The organism is Bacteroidia bacterium, from assembly GCA_016218155.1.
GTDB lineage: Bacteria > Bacteroidota > Bacteroidia > Bacteroidales > GWA2-32-17 > GWA2-32-17.
On record JACREQ010000011.1, the window covers coordinates 1 to 18182 of the forward strand.

The 18182-nt window shown below is 32.3% G+C and carries 17 protein-coding genes and 1 pseudogene; 1 reads left to right on the forward strand and 17 read right to left on the reverse strand.

Going from position 1 to position 18182, the window contains the following annotated elements:
- Nucleotides 1–37: 37 nt before the first annotated feature.
- The 6 genes from HY951_01320 to HY951_01345 form a co-directional block, all read right to left on the reverse strand.
- Entirely contained in the window at nt 38–1072 is a 1035-nt protein-coding gene (locus HY951_01320; protein ID MBI5538670.1) for a permease, read from the reverse strand.
- Between the two features lie 4 nt (nt 1073–1076).
- Nucleotides 1077–1781, reverse strand: coding sequence for a sulfite exporter TauE/SafE family protein (locus HY951_01325; protein MBI5538671.1), 705 nt, complete (start codon nt 1779–1781; stop codon nt 1077–1079).
- A 6-nt stretch (nt 1782–1787) separates the two neighbouring features.
- On the reverse strand, nt 1788–2201 hold the full coding sequence (locus HY951_01330) for a hypothetical protein (GenBank protein MBI5538672.1): 414 nt from the start codon (nt 2199–2201) through the stop codon (nt 1788–1790).
- A gap of 6 nt (nt 2202–2207) precedes the next feature.
- A complete protein-coding gene (locus tag HY951_01335) occupies nt 2208–2762 on the reverse strand; it encodes a hypothetical protein (GenBank protein ID MBI5538673.1) in 555 nt (184 codons plus the stop codon).
- Between the two features lie 61 nt (nt 2763–2823).
- Nucleotides 2824–3123 carry a helix-turn-helix transcriptional regulator gene (locus tag HY951_01340; protein MBI5538674.1) on the reverse strand — a complete coding sequence of 100 codons (300 nt, stop codon included), beginning with the start codon at nt 3121–3123 and terminating at the stop codon, nt 2824–2826.
- Nucleotides 3124–3126: 3 nt separating this feature from the next.
- Nucleotides 3127–3366, reverse strand: coding sequence for a thioredoxin family protein (locus HY951_01345; GenBank protein ID MBI5538675.1), 240 nt, complete (start codon nt 3364–3366; stop codon nt 3127–3129).
- A gap of 213 nt (nt 3367–3579) precedes the next feature.
- Here HY951_01345 and HY951_01350 point away from each other — a divergent pair, with 213 nt between their 5' ends.
- Complete coding sequence (locus HY951_01350) at nt 3580–4155, forward strand: DJ-1/PfpI family protein (protein ID MBI5538676.1); 576 nt, start codon at nt 3580–3582, stop codon at nt 4153–4155.
- A gap of 5 nt (nt 4156–4160) precedes the next feature.
- Here the strand turns inward: HY951_01350 and HY951_01355 are convergent, their stop codons facing one another.
- The 11 genes and pseudogenes from HY951_01355 to HY951_01405 form a co-directional block, all read right to left on the reverse strand.
- Nucleotides 4161–4889, reverse strand: coding sequence for an NYN domain-containing protein (locus tag HY951_01355; GenBank protein ID MBI5538677.1), 729 nt, complete (start codon nt 4887–4889; stop codon nt 4161–4163).
- A gap of 26 nt (nt 4890–4915) precedes the next feature.
- Nucleotides 4916–5518 carry a hypothetical protein gene (locus tag HY951_01360; GenBank protein MBI5538678.1) on the reverse strand — a complete coding sequence of 201 codons (603 nt, stop codon included), beginning with the start codon at nt 5516–5518 and terminating at the stop codon, nt 4916–4918.
- 148 nt (nt 5519–5666) lie between these two features.
- A complete protein-coding gene (locus tag HY951_01365; protein ID MBI5538679.1) occupies nt 5667–5975 on the reverse strand; it encodes a winged helix-turn-helix transcriptional regulator in 309 nt (102 codons plus the stop codon).
- A gap of 6 nt (nt 5976–5981) precedes the next feature.
- Nucleotides 5982–6209, reverse strand: a pseudogene (locus HY951_01370) (TM0996/MTH895 family glutaredoxin-like protein).
- Between the two features lie 283 nt (nt 6210–6492).
- Entirely contained in the window at nt 6493–6936 is a 444-nt protein-coding gene (locus HY951_01375; GenBank protein MBI5538680.1) for an NUDIX hydrolase, read from the reverse strand.
- Between the two features lie 4 nt (nt 6937–6940).
- Nucleotides 6941–7498 (reverse strand): TlpA family protein disulfide reductase, encoded by a 558-nt coding sequence (locus tag HY951_01380; GenBank protein MBI5538681.1) that lies wholly within the window; start codon nt 7496–7498, stop codon nt 6941–6943.
- A 29-nt stretch (nt 7499–7527) separates the two neighbouring features.
- Complete coding sequence (gene murA, locus HY951_01385) at nt 7528–8835, reverse strand: UDP-N-acetylglucosamine 1-carboxyvinyltransferase (protein ID MBI5538682.1); 1308 nt, start codon at nt 8833–8835, stop codon at nt 7528–7530.
- A 5-nt stretch (nt 8836–8840) separates the two neighbouring features.
- Nucleotides 8841–9464: a DUF4290 domain-containing protein gene (locus HY951_01390; GenBank protein MBI5538683.1), complete on the reverse strand. Its 624-nt coding sequence runs from the start codon at nt 9462–9464 to the stop codon at nt 8841–8843.
- A 16-nt stretch (nt 9465–9480) separates the two neighbouring features.
- Nucleotides 9481–11799 (reverse strand): UvrD-helicase domain-containing protein, encoded by a 2319-nt coding sequence (locus HY951_01395; GenBank protein MBI5538684.1) that lies wholly within the window; start codon nt 11797–11799, stop codon nt 9481–9483.
- 101 nt (nt 11800–11900) lie between these two features.
- Complete coding sequence (locus tag HY951_01400) at nt 11901–12926, reverse strand: PorP/SprF family type IX secretion system membrane protein (GenBank protein ID MBI5538685.1); 1026 nt, start codon at nt 12924–12926, stop codon at nt 11901–11903.
- Between the two features lie 12 nt (nt 12927–12938).
- Nucleotides 12939–18149, reverse strand: coding sequence for a gliding motility-associated C-terminal domain-containing protein (locus HY951_01405; GenBank protein ID MBI5538686.1), 5211 nt, complete (start codon nt 18147–18149; stop codon nt 12939–12941).
- Nucleotides 18150–18182: the final 33 nt, after the last annotated feature.

Genomic DNA, 18182 nt, shown 5'->3' on the forward strand with positions numbered 1-18182 from the left:
AATTTTAAATCCTTTATTCTTAAACATAATAATTTGTTTAGAAAATATAATTAAATAAATAACCTACTATCATTATTCCAACTCCTACGATACCTATAAAAGTAAATATTAATGGGAGTTTAAGAACTTTTTTAAGTATAATCATTTCGGGCAAAGATAAAGCAATTACTGACATCATAAATGCAAGTGCAGTTCCTAATGAAGCGCCCTTTTCTATAAGTACAGATACAATAGGAATTATTCCAGCAGCGTTTGAATACAATGGAATTCCAATTAAAACAGAAAGAGGAACAGCATACCACACGTCTTTACCCATAAGTGAAGCCATGAATTCTGCTGGAACATAACCATGGGCACCAGCACCAACAACAATTCCAAGAGCAACATATAACCAGACTTTTCCAACAATTTCTTTTACTGCATCGTATCCGAATTTAATTCTATCACTAAAATTTAGTTTTTCTTCAAGATTGTTTTGTCCTATTTTTGTTTCAAAAACCCAGGGTTCAATCCATTTTTCGAGTTTAAGTTTACCTATTACCCATCCAGCAAAAATTGCAATAAATAAGCCTGTTCCGATATAAATTAAAGCTACTTTCCACCCAAACATACCATACAAAAGAACAACTGCAACTTCGTTAATCATTGGAGCAGCTATAAGAAATGAAAAAGTTACTCCCAATGGAACACCGGTTTCAACAAAACCAAGAAATAAAGGGATTGCAGAACAGGAACAGAATGGTGTAACAATGCCCAATAAAGAAGCCATTACATTTCCTGTAAATGTTTTTTTTCCTTCGAGAGCTTTTCGTGTACGCTCGGGAGTGAAAAAAGTCCTGATTATTCCTACAAAAAATATTATTAAAGTTAGTAATAACAATACTTTTGGGAATTCGAAAATAAAAAACCAAATAGTTTCTGCTAAATGGTCTCCCTTAGTCATTCCAAAAACTGAAAAAACCAACCAATCTGTAAAAGGTTGTAAATAGTGGTAGATAGTGTACCAAATAGGAATAAGTAATAAAGGCAAAATAATTTTACCCTTTGAACTATTAATAAAACTCGTTTTCATTTTGCTAAATTTTAAAATAGAAAATGTAGATATAATATAATCCTACGAGAATAAATATAATAGCTACTACTCTGCGGAACCATTTTTCAAATGTTTTGACTTTACTGTAAAAGCTACCAATACTTGAGATACTAAATGCCAAAAGATAGGCAACAATTATTACAGGCAATCCTGTTGCAATTGCAAAAACAAAAGGTAAATATAATCCTGATACGCTTGAAACTGTCATTGGAATTAACATTCCAAAATATAAAACACCACTATATGGACAGAAAGCTAAAGCAAACACAACTCCCAATAAAAATGCCGACCACCAATTATTTTTATTATTATTTTCGATTTTCTCCGAAAGCTTACTAAACCCGGGGAATTTAATTTTTATAAAATCAAACATCAATATTCCAACAATAATAAGTAATGGGCCAAGAAATTTTTCTCCGTTTGATTGGAATAGTTTTGCAACTTTAAAAGTACTTGCACCAAAATATAGAATTAAACCTATAGTTGTGTAACTAAAAGCCCTTCCTAAAGTGTACCATATTCCATTAAAGAAAATTCTTTTTTTATTTTCAATGTCTTTACTTATAAAACCAATTGCAGTAATGTTAGTAGCAAGCGGACAAGGACTAATAGCTGTCATTATCCCAAGAAGGAAAGCAGATAGAATAGGAATATTAGTATTGTCAATTAAATTCTGTAAAAATTCCATACATGATTATTTAATATACTCATTGATTTTATCTTTCAACCCATTAGTAAATATATCTTCTGTGTGAATTTTTGAAAAAGCAAAATTGGTCAAATCATCAATTTTTACTTCTGCTCCAAATTCTATTTTAGTAAGTGCTAATGTAGCTCCATAAGCCTGATATTTTTCGCAGATATATTTGTTTTCAGGGTATTCAACATTAAATGTTTTGAACACTATAATTTCACTGTCGAGTTCATTTTTATAGTTTTCGTATAATACTTTAGTTGTAACTGCTTCAATATTTCTGCATGTATTGCATCTGTCTGTTATATGAAAATAATAAACAAAAAGCTTTGTCTTTTTATTTATATTTTGGGTTTGCGCAAAAATTGTGAACGTTGTTGACAATATGAATAATGTTAATAATATTTTTCTCATGATTTGTTATTTTAGATATTCAGTAATTTTATTTTTTAATATTTCAATAAATTTTTCTTCTTTGTTTTTGGCGTATTTAAAGCCATCTCCGGTGAAGTCAGAGGTTGTTTCTTTGCCTTTAAAGACTCTGGTTACGAATAATGCTGATCCAAAAGCCTGATATTTTTCTGCAATTTTAGAATTTGCTTCATCGTCAACTGAAAGAATAGAAAGTTTTATAATCCCTTTTTGAACTTCAGTTTTAAAATATGCGTCAAGTGTTTTCTTTGTTGCATTTTCAATTGCAATACATGAAGCGCAACGATTTGTTACATGAAAGTTATAAATAAGTATTTTTGGTTTTTCCTCTTTTTTTATTGTTACCTCAGTATTTTCTTTATTTTCAATACTTGCAGAATCTGCAATTGGTAATGATTCAGTTAAGGTATCGGTTATTATTGATGTTATCGAATCGGATTGTGTGATGTTTTCTGAACTGTTAGAGTTTGAATTGCATGAAGTCAAACAAATGGCTACAATCGTTATTAAAGTAGCAAATTTTATTTTTTTAATAATTTTCATATTCTATATATTTTAAAATGTTTTTTATTTCGCGTAATAACGAAACATCTAAATAATTAAATTATTTCATAAAATTCTTTAAAAGAATTTTGGCAATTTCCCAATTAGCTTTATTTACACAGTATTTAATTTGAGGTGGTTCAATATTCCCTTGTATCAATCCTGCGTATTTTAACTCTTTTAAATGTTGAGAAAGTGTTGATCTGGCAATTGGAATATCGCCTATCATTTCTCCGCTTGTACAGCATGCATTTAAGCCAATAAGCTTTTCCATAATGTATACTCTGGCTGGGTGACTCAGTGCTTTTGCAATACGCGCTATTTGTTCTTGCTGTGCTGTAAATTTTGGTTTAGTTGCCATTACTTAAATACTTTTTTCAATAATTTCTTTTAATTCCTTTGAATTTGGTACCCGTCCGCTAACTACAACTTTTCCGTTAATAACTAGGCCAGGGGTTTTCATTATTCCGTATGACATTATTTTCTGAATGTCTTCTTCTTTAACAACAGTAGCATTTATATTCATTTCGGCTAAAGTGTTAATAACTGTTTTTTCTAAGGTTTTACAATTAGCACAACCTGTGCCTAAAACTTTTATTTCCATTATTGATAAACTTTTATTTTTATATTTCGCAAATATACGAAATGATTTACAAAAAATTATTTTTAATTTTGAAATTAATTTTAATTAAACAGTTATTACAAAATCTTAATTATGAAAATTATAAATAGTGGAAAGCATCATTTGCTGTTGTTATGTTTATGTATAATTATTCCTTTTTGTATTAAAGCACAAGCTAAAGATGAAAAACAACAAATCCTTAATGTTGCAATTCTTATTTATGATGGGGTATATGTATTAGATTTTACAGGGCCATTAGAAGTATTTTACGATTCATATTCACAAGATGGTAAACATTTGTTTAATGTGTATACGGTTTCTGCAAAGGAAGAATTAAAAGCACATAGCGGATTAAAAATTACTCCAGATTATAGTATTAATAATTGTCCTAAACCAGATATTTTTATTGTTCCAGGAGGTGATTTGGGATTGTTAAAAGATCAGCCAAAACTTAAAGATTGGCTTGTTAATACAGCTAAAGAATCAAAAACATTAATTTCTGTTTGCACAGGTGCATTTATTTTAGCTGATGCTGGTTTGCTTGATAATCTTAATATAACAACGTGGCATGGAGCATTAGAGAATTTAAAGAAACTAGTTCCAACTGCGAATGTTATGAAAGGTGTTCGTTATACTGATAACGGTAAAGTGGTTACTACTGCTGGTGTTTCGGCAGGTATTGATGGTTCGCTGTTTGTAGTTTCAAAATACTTTGGCAAAGAGGTAGCTGATGAAACAGCAAAGTATATGGATTATGAATATTGGAAATAAAAAATTTATTTTCTCTTAACCATTGGGTGATTTAAACTTCCAACCTTATTTCTTATTACTTCATATTCTGCTAAACTTTCAAAAAGCTGGGTTAGGGTTTTAAACCCATAAGCACGTGGATCAAAACTTGGATTTATTTTTCTGATATTTAATCCTACTTGTGAGATATGTGTTTCGGAGCCTTCGCTAACCGACATGTCGTATGCTTTATTAACAAGTTTAATATCTACTTTAGGATTTTGAGGCTTTTTGGTTTTAGAATGACTTGAGGTTTTAAGAATAATTTCTGTAACAGTTGGTACAATATTTTCACTATATGTAAATATTTCGCATGATTGAACAAATGCATTAGGAGTTTTCTTTTCTCCAATACCCATAACAAAAATGCCTTCTTCTCTTATTCTTTTTGCTAATCCGGTATAGTCACTATCGCTTGAGACAATGCAAAAACCATCAACTATGTTGTCGTGTAAAATATCCATAGCATCTATAATAAGCGAGCTGTCTGTTGAGTTTTTTCCTGTAGTATATGAGAATTTCTGTATCGGAGTAAATGATAAATCATTCAATGATTCTTTCCAGCTACCCATTTGTGGTTTCGTCCAATCGCCATATATTCTGCGAATTGTTACTTTTCCATATTTTGAAACTTCTTCTAAAATTGGTTTTAATAATTTAGCTTGAGCATTATCTCCATCGACTAATATTGCAATTCTTGTAATAGTGTTTTCCATTGTGTTATTTTTGTAAAGTATAAAATTTATTCAGCGCTGGCTCCAATAAAAATGCTAGTTACTTTTTTGTTTTCAAATGTAAAAACTATGCCTCCGTATATTGTTCCTGCTACAATTTGAAACTCTGTAGTCTGAGATTTGTCTATCTCATTTGAATATTTATTTGTTACATCTGTGATATTGCTTCCTATTCCAATATTTCTTGAAGTTTTTGCATCACTTGGGGACTTTACATAAATGGAGTTTACTACCTGATTAGAATTTTCTGCACCTATCATATCAAGTTCTACATTTTGGTTTGCGTATGTCCACTTCTGATGAATCTGACCATCGGAACCCCATTCTTCTGCAGTTGACTTTTCATCAGGATATCCAATTATTTCAATAACATTATTTGATTGCATGTCTTTTTTAATTCCCCATATAGATTCATTTTTCATCAGATTATTTCCTATTTCATCAAAAGTTTCCTGAGAGATAGTATTTTCAGAGTTGATAGAAATAGAATCAATTATTTTACTATTGAAGTCAGAATTGATTAAAGATTTACTAATATCATTACTATTATTGGTGCATCCCCATAGAAAGATTAAAGAAATGCCAAGAATTATATAAACTTGATTTTTCATGTTAGAAAATTTAAAAACATTAATTTCTTATTCAAAAATACAATAGTTAATCTAATAACTACATAAAATGGTAATTTAGTTTTTAATATTAAAAAAAAGTCCGGCTCTTTAATTAGAACCGGACCAGAAAATTATAATAATTGTAGTTTTATTTTAAGAAATTTGTTATAAGTATTTTAGCAATCTCTACATTAATTCTGTTAAGGCAAAAATTAATTTTTGGTGGAACAATGTCGCCTTGAATTAAACCTGCGCTTTTTAATATTTTTAAATGTTCTGCAAGTGTATCATGGTCAATAGGTGTGTCGCCAATGCTGTCGCAACTGGTGCAGCATGTGTGCATGGAATTTAAAGTTTCTAATATAAAAATTCTTGCAGGGTGTGATAATGCCAGTCCGATACGTGCAATTTGTTCCTGATTACTTGTATATTTTACTTTTGGTTCAGCGTTTTTAATAGATTGTTTGATAATATCCTTAATTTCTTTGTTAGTAGGTATTTTTCCACTTAATACTACTCTATTATCAATTACTAATCCAGGTGTACGGATAATTCCATATGCCATAATTTCGTTAATGTCTTCAACTTCCTCAACATTTGCATCAATTTTCATTTCTGATAAGGTTTCCTTAACGGCATTTTCAAATACTCTGCAATTATGACATCCAGCTCCTAAAACTTTAATATTCATATTGGTTTTTAAATATTATTTTAATAAAATATATTTTAATAAAAATTTTATTTGAGTATACACAAATAATCTTTGTAAATTTACAATATAACTAACTAGGTAAAACACAAAAAATTATGATTCTTATCAATATTAAAGAACATAATTTTAATAGCATCTTGTTTGAATCATATTAATTATTAGGAATTTTAGAAAATAAAGTACCTTTAATAATTAATAGTTAAAAAGGATAGTTTTATATTAATTGTAAGAAATTTAATAAAAAATAAAATGCATAATAATTTTAGAACAAATTATCTGTTTTAAATTCTGTATAAAAATCCATAATTATCTTTTTGTGATCAAATGCTAATTCAGGCAGTTCTTTAATATCGAACCATTTTGCTTTTGATGCATCATCACCTGCTGTTGGTGTATCCATCTTTTTTATTTCAGCAAAGTAAACAACAGATATTGTTCTTCCACGAGGGTCTCTTCCCGGATTTCCGTATGTTGCAAATTGTTCTACATTTTCTAGTAGAAGTCCTGTTTCTTCTTGTAATTCTCTTAAAGCAGATTTTTCTAATGTTTCTTCCATTTCTATAAATCCACCTGGCAATGCCCATGTGTTTTCAAATGGAGGATGCTTTCGTTCAATTAAAAGAATGTGAATTTGATCTTGCTGTTTGTATAAAACAATAATATCCACGCACACTGAAGGACGTGGATATTCATATGTATAAGGCATATATTTATTCTTTTAACTGAGAGTCCAGTGCTTGTTCAAGTGCAGCACCTCTAAGATTTGACGCAACTATTATTCCATCACCGTCAATTAACCAGTTTGTTGGAATTCCTTGTACTTTATAAGTTCTTGCGGCTTCTGAGCTCCAGTATTTAAGATCGCTAACATGATTGTCCCATATTAATCCATCTTTTGTTATTGCTGCTTTCCAGCTTTCAGCACTCTGGTCTAAAGATACACTGTAAATTGTAAAACCTTTTCCGTTTTTATATTTTTTGTCTTTGTATTTATTATATGCTGCAACAACACTGGGGTTTTCTCTACGACAAGGACCGCACCATGAAGCCCAGAAATCTATTAATACCATTTTACCTTTTAATGAACTAAGTGCTATTTCTTTACCTTCTGGGTTTTTAAATTTTAGTTCGGGAGCTTTGTTACCAATTGCTAATCCCACATCTGTTTTTTCACCTCCGTAGGTTACTGTTTTTTTATTATGCGAAATAAAACCATAAGCCAGTATGCTTACTAGTGCTATAATTGAAATTAATCTTATTGTTTTCATGATTTTTTGGTTTTTGTAAAATTACAATTTTAATTTAATCTTTTAATTTGAGCTCCCATCATATTTAAGCGCTCATCAATATTTTGATATCCTCTGTCAATTTGCTCGATGTTATGAATTGTACTTTTTCCTTTTGCTGACATTGCAGCTATAAGAAGTGCAACTCCTGCCCTGATGTCTGGCGAAGACATTGTAGTGCCGTGCAATGGGAACCTTCTGTCCATTCCTATTACTGTAGCTCTATGTGGATCACATAGAATTATCTGGGCTCCCATTTCTATTAACTTATCTACAAAAAACAAACGGCTTTCAAACATTTTCTGGTGAATTAATACGCTTCCTTTTGCCTGTGTTGCAACAACCAAAAAAACCGATAGTAAATCGGGTGTTAGTCCAGGCCATATAGCATCTGCAATTGTCAAAATAGATCCGTCAATAAATGTATCAATCTCATAACGTTTTTGAGCCGGAATAAAAATATCGTCATCTCGCTTTTCAAGTTTTATGCCAAGTCTTCTAAAGGCGTCTGGAATTAATCCAAGATTATGATAAGATACGTTTTTAATAGTAATCTCGCTTTGTGTCATTGCTGCCATACCAATAAAACTTCCAATCTCAATCATATCAGGAAGAATTTTGTGTTTAGTCCCTTTTAATGACGTTACTCCTTCTATGTTTAATAAATTTGAACCTACTCCTGAGATTTTTGCTCCCATATTATTTAGCATAATACAAAGCTGTTGTAAATATGGTTCGCAGGCTGCATTAAAAATTGTTGTTGTTCCTTTTGCTAAGACAGCAGCCATTATAATATTTGCAGTACCGGTAACAGATGCTTCGTCAAGAAGCATATAACTCCCTTTAAGGTTTTTTCCTTCTACAGTAAAGAAGTTTGTTGATGCGTCGTAATTAAATTTTGCACCTAGTTTTTCAAAACCAATAAAGTGGGTATCGAGTTTACGGCGACCAATTTTATCCCCACCTGGTTTAGGGATATAGCCTTTGCCAAATCTGCCAAGTAGTGGACCAACAATCATTATTGAACCTCTGAGTGTTGTTGCTTGTTGGGCAAATTTTTCGGTTTTTAAATATTCAATATTAATATTTTTTGCACAGAAGGTGTATTTTCCTGTTCCGATTCTTTTTACTTCAACACCAAGATCAGCAAGAAGCTCAATAAGTTTTGTAACGTCTCTTATTTCCGGAATATTATCTATTAATATTTCTTCGGAAGTTAAAAGAACGGCACAAAGAACCTGTAATGCTTCATTTTTTGCGCCTTGTGGATGTATTTCACCGGAAAGACGAAAGCCACCAGTAACTTCAAAAGTTGCCATAAAAATTATCTTTGTTTGCGATTTGTTCTTTTAAAGGGTTTTACTGGCTTTGGTTTTTGATTTCTGTACAAAATGTCACGTGTTTCATTAAGTCTTATGTGTCCGTTTATAAGTGGAGTGTCACCTGCCATTTCATTTATATCTGCAAAAATCTGTTCATCGCTAACAGCTTCTTTATTCCAAACCAGATAAAGTTTTTTCATATGGTTTGCAAGCATTTCTATTAAAACTGTTTTTGATTCGGAATCAGGCATTTCAATAAATTTCTTTACGAAAGCTTTTGCAATTCCTCCGTAATGCTTATGTCTGATATTGTTTGTAGGGTAGGGAAGGGCATGTGGCCTTTTAAGCAATTCTTCTTCCTTTGTAATCTCGCAAGGATAATCAATATCGAGTTTATAACCTGCCATTTGGGCTAAGTGATTCCATAGTTTTAGTTTGAACTCAGCATTTTCACGCATTCCAGGAGTGAAGTTAGACATTACATTAATTAGTCCTTTTGACATTCTGTTTCTTTCATCACGAGATTCTACTGTTAACAGATGATCTACCATTTCCTGCACATGGCGTCCATATTCAGGTAAAATCAACTTCTTTCTTTGAGAGTTGTAATATTCGTTAAGATCCATTAATACAATTATTTAATTAGTTTGATTGTAGAACTTTTAATTTGGCAAATTTTAATAATAATTGTTTTTCGCCACTTATGTCAAATTGAATCAGCGCTTTTGTATTTGGTTTGTCGCCTTCAATTTTTATAACTATTCCTTTGCCAAATCTGTCATGAATTACAGTCATTCCTTCCTCAACATTCATTAAATCAAAATTATTACTTGAGGAGTTTATGTTCTTTTCGGCAATGTTCAAATGTACTAATTTTTTTTCTTTTAAATTTAAATTAATAGCAGGTTTAAACATTTCGCTTTGTAATGGTTTCACCTTTGGGGTGAATTTATTTTGATATGTTGCAGGCTCTGACTGTCTTTGAGTTTCTAGTGGCAAATCCAGATAAATACTGTCAATTTCATCCAGAAAACGACTTGGCTGACATGATACAAGATTTCCCCATTTATAACGATGTTCTGCAAAAGATATGTTTGCAATTTTTTTAGCACGTGTTAATGCTACATAAAACAAACGTCTTTCTTCTTCAATATTTTCGGGAGAAACTCCGTTAAAATGCAATGGAAAAAGTTCATGCTCGGCTCCAACAATAAACACACAATTATATTCTAATCCTTTTGCAGAGTGAACTGTCATGAGTGCTACTTTATCGTTATTCTCTTTATCATCATCACTTTCTAGGTCAGTAAGTAACGATACATTTTCGATAAAATTTTCTAAAAATACAGGTGCGTCAGGATTTTCAGATAAAGTAAAATCGCAAAAATCCTTAATTCCGTTTAAAAGTTCTTCAACATTTTGTTTGCGAGTAATACCTTCCTGAGATTTTTCAGCTTCCAGCTCGCGCAATATTCCTGTATTGCTAACAATGTAGCTGGCTAATTCAAAAGCATCAATTTCAATTGCTTTCTCTTCAAAATGTTCTATTATAGATTTAAAATTTAATAATTTTGAAATAGTACTTTGATTAAGAACTTGAGTCAGCATTGCAGAATTTGAAATAACTTTCCACAAACTGGCTTCGTTATTCATTGCAATAAGTTCGAGTTTTTCAAATGTGGTTTTTCCTATACCACGTGCTGGAAAATTTATTATTCGCTTTAAAGCTTCGTCGTCGTTATGATTAATGATTAATCTAAAGTATGCTATAACATCCTTAATCTCTTTGCGTTGGTAGAAAGACAATCCGCCAAATACTTTGTAAGGTATAGCACTTCTACGAAAAGCTTCTTCAAATATTCTTGATTGTGAATTTATTCTGTAAAGTACAACAAAGTCATTGTAGTTGAAATTATGTTTTTGTTTATAGTCTTTTAAAATACTTGCAACCAGATAACCTTCTTCAGCATCAGTCAAAGCTTTTTGAACTTTTATTCTTTCGCCATCTTCATTGTCACTCCAGATTGTTTTCGGAATTCTGTCTCGATTCCTGCTTATTAAGCTATTTGCTGCTTCTACTATAGTTTTTGTTGAGCGGTAATTTTGCTCAAGTTTAAAAAGTTTATAGTCTGGATAATCTTTTTTGAAATTTAAAATATTCTCAATTTTAGCACCTCTGAAAGAATAAATACTTTGAGAATCATCACCAACAACAGATATATTTTGGGTTGCAGTACTTAATTTTTTAATAATTAAATATTGAGCATAATTTGTGTCCTGATATTCATCAACCAGAATATATTGGAAATGTTTCTGGTATTTTTCTGTAATGTCAGGATTATCGCGGAACAAAATATTTGTATTCATTAACAGATCATCAAAATCCATCGAGTCTGATGTTTTTAATCTGTTTTGATAAATAGTATATATTTTTCCGATTTCGGGTTTTCTTGATTGTAAATCTTGTTCCTGAATTACCGGACTATTTAAATATGTAGAAACAGTTATCAGGTTATTTTTTGCCATACTGATTCGATTCTGAACTTCTGATGCTTTGTATTGTTTATCATCCAGATGTAAATCTTTAATGATAGATTTAATTAAGCTTTTTGAATCATCGGAATCGTAAATTGTAAATTTTGAAGTAAATCCTAAGCGACCACATTCAATTCTTAGAATTTTATTAAACAGACTATGAAAGGTTCCCATCCATAAATACCGCGAAGTTTCAAAACCTACCAATGAAGTGATTCTTTCTTTCATTTCTTTGGCAGCTTTGTTTGTAAAAGTTAAAGACATGATGTTACCGGCAAACACACCCTGACTAAGAAGATATGCAATGCGATAGGTTAATACACGGGTTTTTCCGGATCCTGCTCCTGCAATTATAAGGTTTGGTCCTTTGTAATTAACAACAGCAGCGTGTTGAGATGGGTTAAGTTCTTTTAAAAAATTTTTCACTAAATATTTTTAATGGAAGGAGAACGCAAAAATAGCTATCTATTTGCTAAAAGAAGAATCAAATTATTCACATTAGCAATGTTGATAAAATAAAAAGCAGATTACAAAAGTCGGCTAGGGTTTGAAGACCTTATGGGAAGATACTTTAATGATATTTCAAAACCACCTCTTCCGGAACTGACTTTTGCTAAAGATGAAATATTAATGTCATAGCTTATTCCAAATGCAATTTGTCCGAGCTCACATTGTGCTGCAATAACAACAGCATCTTTTCCTCTGAAAAAACCTCCTAAACTTACTGTTCTGCTTAATACATAATCAGTATATTTTGAGGATTCCTGCAGCTTATATCTTAAAAAAGAACCTACATATAACATTCTGGCAGGTCCCTGCATTTCATATATAAAAAGTGGTGAAATCTGCATGTTGGTGTTTTTAAATCCGTATGAGCCAGTAAAATGAAACATATATCTTAAAGCTCTTTTGTCAACTACCTCATAAAAACCTGATTTGGGACTATTAACATGAAATACTGAAAGCCCGGCTTGTGCACCAAACATGTCATTTGATGAAAGTGTTCTTTGTCCTTTTCCATAGCTCCATTGTATTCCTGTACCAAAGTCACCGTTTAAAAAACTTTCTCCGGAGAAAGTTTCGTTAGATGGTAATGATGAATCGTAAATCAATCCATTATATTGATTCCCCCATGTTAAATCATTTATCCCAATTTTTCGTTGAACTATACCACCTGAAATACCTAAAGATAAAGTTTGATTTTTTGCAAGAGTTACCTTTCCTGATACTGATGCAATTACCTGGTTAGTGTTAAGGTGCCCACTTCCGGCTACATCATTAAACAGGCTTAGGCCGGCACCAATTGAAGATCCGTTTTTTCCCTGAGAAAAGACTCTTCCATCAACTCCGGCTGCAATTGTTCTGAATGGAGATGTTACTGACCTCCATTGTAATCTGTAGTTTGCAGTAGCTCTTAAATTATATTGTGCGCCGGCATTTGCAGGATTTAGTAATAATGGTGCTTCGTTTGGTTGAGAGAATAAAATATCCTGTCCAAACATTGATGCAGGAATTAATAAGGTAATTATTGCGATAATTGTTGTTTTTTTCATGTTGTGATCCTCCTATCGCATTAAAGTTATATTTCCTTTTGTTTCTACTTTTGAGCCAATGAAGTACTCTGCTTTCAGATAATAAACGAAAACGTCAGTATCTGCTTCTTTTCCTCTGTAAATTCCATCCCATCCAATGGAAGGATCTGTTGTCTCAAATACTTTTTCTCCCCATCTGTTAAACACTCTGAACTCCATAGATTTTATACATTTTCCATAAACATAAAAAATGTCATTTTGTCCGTCACCATTCGGGCTAAAGCCAGAAGGCACAAAAACTTCACCGCATTCTGTGTCGACTGTTATGTTAATACAGGCTGTGTCGCTGCATTCATAAGCATTACTTCCAATAACACAATACTCAATTGTTGAGAATGGTCTTGCTACAGGATTGGGGCAGTTAATGCACGTCAGGTCATTAATCGGACTCCAGTCATAAAAATCAGCTCCGGTTACATGTAACGGAACATCTTGACCGATAATCAATGTAGTGTCATGTGTTAAAGTTAAAACAGGTTTCGGGTCAACTGTAAGTTGAAATGTTGTGGTGTCATAACATATTGTAGAATTTGCAATCAATGTATAAATGAAAGTTCCAGCAGAATCCGGAGTAACAGTATGTGTTGGATTTGTGCTATTACCTGGTTGCCATAAGAAACTTGAACCTCCTGACGCCTGTAAGTCGATTGTTGCGCCATAACAAATAGGAGTAATTCCTGTAATGTTAGCTATTGGTAAAGTGTCAACAATTATTTCAAAACTTACAGTAAAATGACAAGTATTAGTATCGGTACCTGTAACAAAATATCTTGTAGTGTCTTGTGGAGATAAGGTGACTGAATTTCCGGTTAGATTACCAGGCATCCATAAGTATGTATTAGAATTATTAAAAGCACTATCAATGCTAAAAACTGTACTATTTCCTTTACAAATTGTATCAATGCCTATTACATTGAATTTTGGTAAAGAGTATACAGTAATGTCAACACTTGAAGTATCCTTACAAAATTCAGTAGATGTTCCAATTAATGTATATGTTGTATTTCCATTAGGTGAAATAATAAGGTTTTGAGTTGTAGCAACTGTATCTGATCCTATAAGCCATTCGTATGTGTTTCCTCCATGAGCATTTAATGTTATACTATCTAATAAACAAATTGCAGTATCTGTTGGTGTTATAGAAACATTAATTGAAGGATACACAACAACAAAAGTGGATGCAGTATCTTTACAATTATTGGGAGTTGTTCCATAAAGTGTAAAAGCATAAGTTGTATCAGAAGTGCCAGGATGGAAAACTATAAATGAATCGGTGCTATTTGTTGGTGTCCATAAATATGAAACAGGTATTGAACTTGAACCGGTTAGTGTTATTGTTTCATAAGGGCAGATTAAATTTAAACCATTCAAATTTAATACAGGTTTGTCATTTACAAATACTGAGACTGAATCCAGATTTTTACAACCGTGAATACTATCTATAGCATGGGCAATGTAATTATATGTATATCCAACCGAATCAGGGTATAATATGGCACCAGCATTTTGAATTGTATCAGGTATTGTCCAGAATAAATTTGATGGCATGTTAGATGTAATGTTAATATTTACAGGTTGACCAAAACAAATTGCAGTATCATTAGGTGTGATATTTACATCAGGGATTGGAAATGTGGTAATTGTAGTTGTTGCGGTGTCTTTACAACCTTGTGGTGTAACAACATATACGGTGTCAAAATATGTCATGTTTGGAGTGTTAAGTACAAATGTGATTATTGAATCAGGCACATTTGTTGGATGCCAATCGTATGTTAATGGTAAATGGTAAATATCATGAACCTGAATGTTAATAATTGTATCGGGACAGAATGATCCTGCTCCTGTAATGTATATATCAGGCTTTCCATTTACAAAGATTGAAGTTGAGGCAGTATCTTTACACCCATATATTGTATCAGTAACAATTACAGAATAATTAAATGTATTTCCAACTGTGTCTGGACTAACAATATATAATGAATCGGTACCTAAGCCTGGACTCCATTGATATGAAGATGGTAAATCGCTTGTAACAAGAAGAGCAAAAGGGGTGCCGTAGCATGTTGAATCTGGCGGCGAAATCTGTAGTTGTGGCAAAGGGTTTATGTATATTGAAGTTGATATTGAACTTTTACAACCGTTTAAAGTGTCGGTAACAAGAACTGAGTATGTAAACAAGTGACTTGCAGTATCAGGATGAATAAGTAATGTAGAGTCAATGCTGTTTACTGGTGTCCATAAATAATATGCAGGTAAATCACTTGTTACGTGAAATGTTAAGCTGTCACCAAAACAAAGATCATGATTCCCTGAAATATAAATTGAAGGAAGTGGATTAACAATAACTGTAGTAGTGTCAATAAATTTACATCCATTAGTATCGGTACCTAAAACAATATACATAGAAGTTGTATCAGGGTGAACGGCAATAGCAGTGTCGGCTGCAAATCCAGGAAACCAAACATATGTTAAAGCACCATTACCAAAAAGTGATATTGTGTCTCCAAAGCAAATAGGGTGAGTTCCAGAAATTGTAACATTTGGTAGTGGGTAAACAATAACAGTAGTTGTATCAATGTTTTTGCAATTATTAGTGTCAGTTCCAATAACAATGTAATCTGCTGTAACGGGAGGTGTAATTGTCAGAAATGTGTCTGTTGTTAAAAGTGGAAGCCATTGATATGTGTTAGCTCCATTTGCAAAAATGGTTATTGTATCTAAAAAACAAATTGGATGTGCTCCTGTTATACTCACATTTGGTAATGGGTTTACTGTAACAGTTGTATTTGCTGTATTAATACAGTTCATGTCATCAGTACCTGTAACAATATAATTTGCTGTTAATGGCGGGGTAAGTGAAAGCGTATCATTTAATAAAGATGGTAACAACCACTGGTAGGTTAATGCGCCACCAGCTACTAGTGTAGCAGTGTCGCCAAAACAAATAACAGGGGTTAAATTATTAATTGTAACATCTGGTTTTATACAAGCATCAAACTTTAAGATCAAAGCTTCTGCACCACCATTATTTGCGGGTTGCCAATATGCTCCGCTTCCATGGTCAACTGTAGTAATAACTGTTGAATTACTATAACCAGCAACCCAAACATTAGTATTATCAGAGAAAATATGAGTTCCATCTTCATTTAAAATTCCTCCGTAATAGGTTGCCCATTGTCTGATACCATTCTGCCTAAATTTAAGGATAAATGCATCTTGACCACCGCCTCTGGTAGCCTGAAAGAATGATCCCATTAAAGGATTCAAAACAGGTAAATTTGTTGAAAAAGTTTTCCCAGATACCCAGAGACTATTATTATCGGAATGTAAAGCACTAACCCAGTCGTTACCATTTCCGCCATATATTGTTCCCCAATTATACTCATTGGTATTATTAAATGCTGCAATATACGCATCAAAACCGCCGGCATTTACTGATTGATAAAATGCACCATTATTGGGGTTAACTAATGGAATGTTTGTGGAACTTGAGAATCCTCCTATCCATACATTGTTATTAATTCCCCAAACAGATCTAACAGCTTCGTCACCTGTGCCACCAATATATGTTGACCAGTTTAATACACCCCCGGTTGAGAATCTGGAAATAGTAATATCTTTTGCTCCAGCATTTGTCGGTTGAAAAAAAGCAGTACCTCCAGGGTTTAATAATGGAAAATTAGTTGATTTTGTTCCACCTACTAAATAAACACTTCCATTAAACTCACCTATTGAAGGGAATGCTTCTTCGTCATCAGAACCACCAAAATATGTTCCCCATATTGGTACGCCTGAAGTGTTAAATTGTAAAATGTAATTATCGTTAACACCGTTCATTGTATTTTGAATATAAGCTCCTCCTCCAGGATTAAATATTGGCATGTCAGTTGAACCTGATGTAATTGCAACATAAACAAAATTATCATTACAAAATATTGAATATCCTGCATCCCAGAAACTGCCACCTAAGTATGTTGACCAGATACGACTTCCTGATTTATCAAATCTTACAATAAATGCCTCAGAAGCAGTCGCAAAACTATTGGTAGGTTGATAGTAAGTTCCGCCCCCAGGGTTTAATGTTGGAAAATCGTTAGATGAAGTTTGTCCGGTCAGGTAAATTGAATTGGTGTTTATTGCAATTGTTTCGCGTCCATCATCACCGGTTCCTCCGTAATAAGTAGCCCACTCTCTTACTCCTAAAGTATTAAATCTCATAACAAATGCATCGTTTCCGGCACCGCCGGTATATGTGCCCTGAAAAAATGCACCGCTACCAGGATCTTGTGTTGGAAAATTATTTGATGCCATAGCGCCAGAAACAAATAATGAAGTACCATCACTTTTTATACTATAGCCAAAATCGTTTGCACTTCCACCATAATATGTAGCCCAGATAATTATTGGGTCTATTGTTAAATCTTTTGATAAATCATAATTGTCAGTTTTTATTTTTAATGTTCCATTCTGATTAATTAACCAGGCTGAATTTATTTCATTGGTGCCTTGTGTTACGAATGGAGCTTTTTCAGTAATGTTTCCTAAAGGTCCATTTATTAAAACACTTCCATCTGTATTTAAAATAGGTGTATTTGCCCAGTTATATTTAATTTTAATGTCGTCAGGATTTCCACCTGGGTGAATTATAAAATCATATTTGAGTTCATTTTTTTCTGTATAATAAATGACCCAATCAATGTTTGGATAAAGATTTTTATAAGTAATTTTTTTATTGCTTCTAACTTTTGTTATACCATCTGGACAATGTGCTAAGTAGAAATTTTCATAATAATCTATAGTTTCTGATTTTTCTATTTCTGGGGTGGTATTGCAATCAATAAATTGCATATCGATTCTTTCCCATTCTCCATTATAAGAGGTTTTATAAGAAGAGTATGGATCGTTAGGGTCGATTTCTGGTAAAAATATTTTGTAGAAAACATATGAAATACCATCATTTCTTAAATATACATTTGATGATTTTCCTGAAGAATAGAATAGAACAGATGGAACAGGTGAGTTATTTTCTAGACTTGCAATCTGACCTTTATTTTCAGTAAAATATTTTCCTCCTGATTGTATACCCGCTATTAGTTCGCAATTTGCCTCCTGATTCTGAGCTCTAATAATTGAGGAGCTGGTAATCATGCAAATAAGCAGAAAATAGTATTTTATTTTATGCATAAGTTTATTTTTGAGATAATACAAAGCTAAATA

Excerpts from the sequence above, each read along its gene's own strand:
- HY951_01320 (MBI5538670.1), bottom strand. The coding sequence starts at position 1,072 with ATGAAAACGAGTTTTATTAATAGTTCAAAGGGTAAAATTATTTTGCCT.
- HY951_01325 (MBI5538671.1), bottom strand. The coding sequence starts at position 1,781 with ATGGAATTTTTACAGAATTTAATTGACAATACTAATATTCCTATTCTA.
- HY951_01330 (MBI5538672.1), bottom strand. The coding sequence starts at position 2,201 with ATGAGAAAAATATTATTAACATTATTCATATTGTCAACAACGTTCACA.
- HY951_01335 (MBI5538673.1), bottom strand. The coding sequence starts at position 2,762 with ATGAAAATTATTAAAAAAATAAAATTTGCTACTTTAATAACGATTGTA.
- HY951_01340 (MBI5538674.1), bottom strand. The coding sequence starts at position 3,123 with ATGGCAACTAAACCAAAATTTACAGCACAGCAAGAACAAATAGCGCGT.
- HY951_01345 (MBI5538675.1), bottom strand. The coding sequence starts at position 3,366 with ATGGAAATAAAAGTTTTAGGCACAGGTTGTGCTAATTGTAAAACCTTA.
- HY951_01355 (MBI5538677.1), bottom strand. The coding sequence starts at position 4,889 with ATGGAAAACACTATTACAAGAATTGCAATATTAGTCGATGGAGATAAT.
- HY951_01360 (MBI5538678.1), bottom strand. The coding sequence starts at position 5,518 with ATGAAAAATCAAGTTTATATAATTCTTGGCATTTCTTTAATCTTTCTA.
- HY951_01375 (MBI5538680.1), bottom strand. The coding sequence starts at position 6,936 with ATGCCTTATACATATGAATATCCACGTCCTTCAGTGTGCGTGGATATT.
- HY951_01380 (MBI5538681.1), bottom strand. The coding sequence starts at position 7,498 with ATGAAAACAATAAGATTAATTTCAATTATAGCACTAGTAAGCATACTG.
- murA (MBI5538682.1), bottom strand. The coding sequence starts at position 8,835 with ATGGCAACTTTTGAAGTTACTGGTGGCTTTCGTCTTTCCGGTGAAATA.
- HY951_01390 (MBI5538683.1), bottom strand. The coding sequence starts at position 9,464 with ATGGATCTTAACGAATATTACAACTCTCAAAGAAAGAAGTTGATTTTA.
- HY951_01400 (MBI5538685.1), bottom strand. The coding sequence starts at position 12,926 with ATGAAAAAAACAACAATTATCGCAATAATTACCTTATTAATTCCTGCA.
- HY951_01405 (MBI5538686.1), bottom strand. The coding sequence starts at position 18,149 with ATGCATAAAATAAAATACTATTTTCTGCTTATTTGCATGATTACCAGC.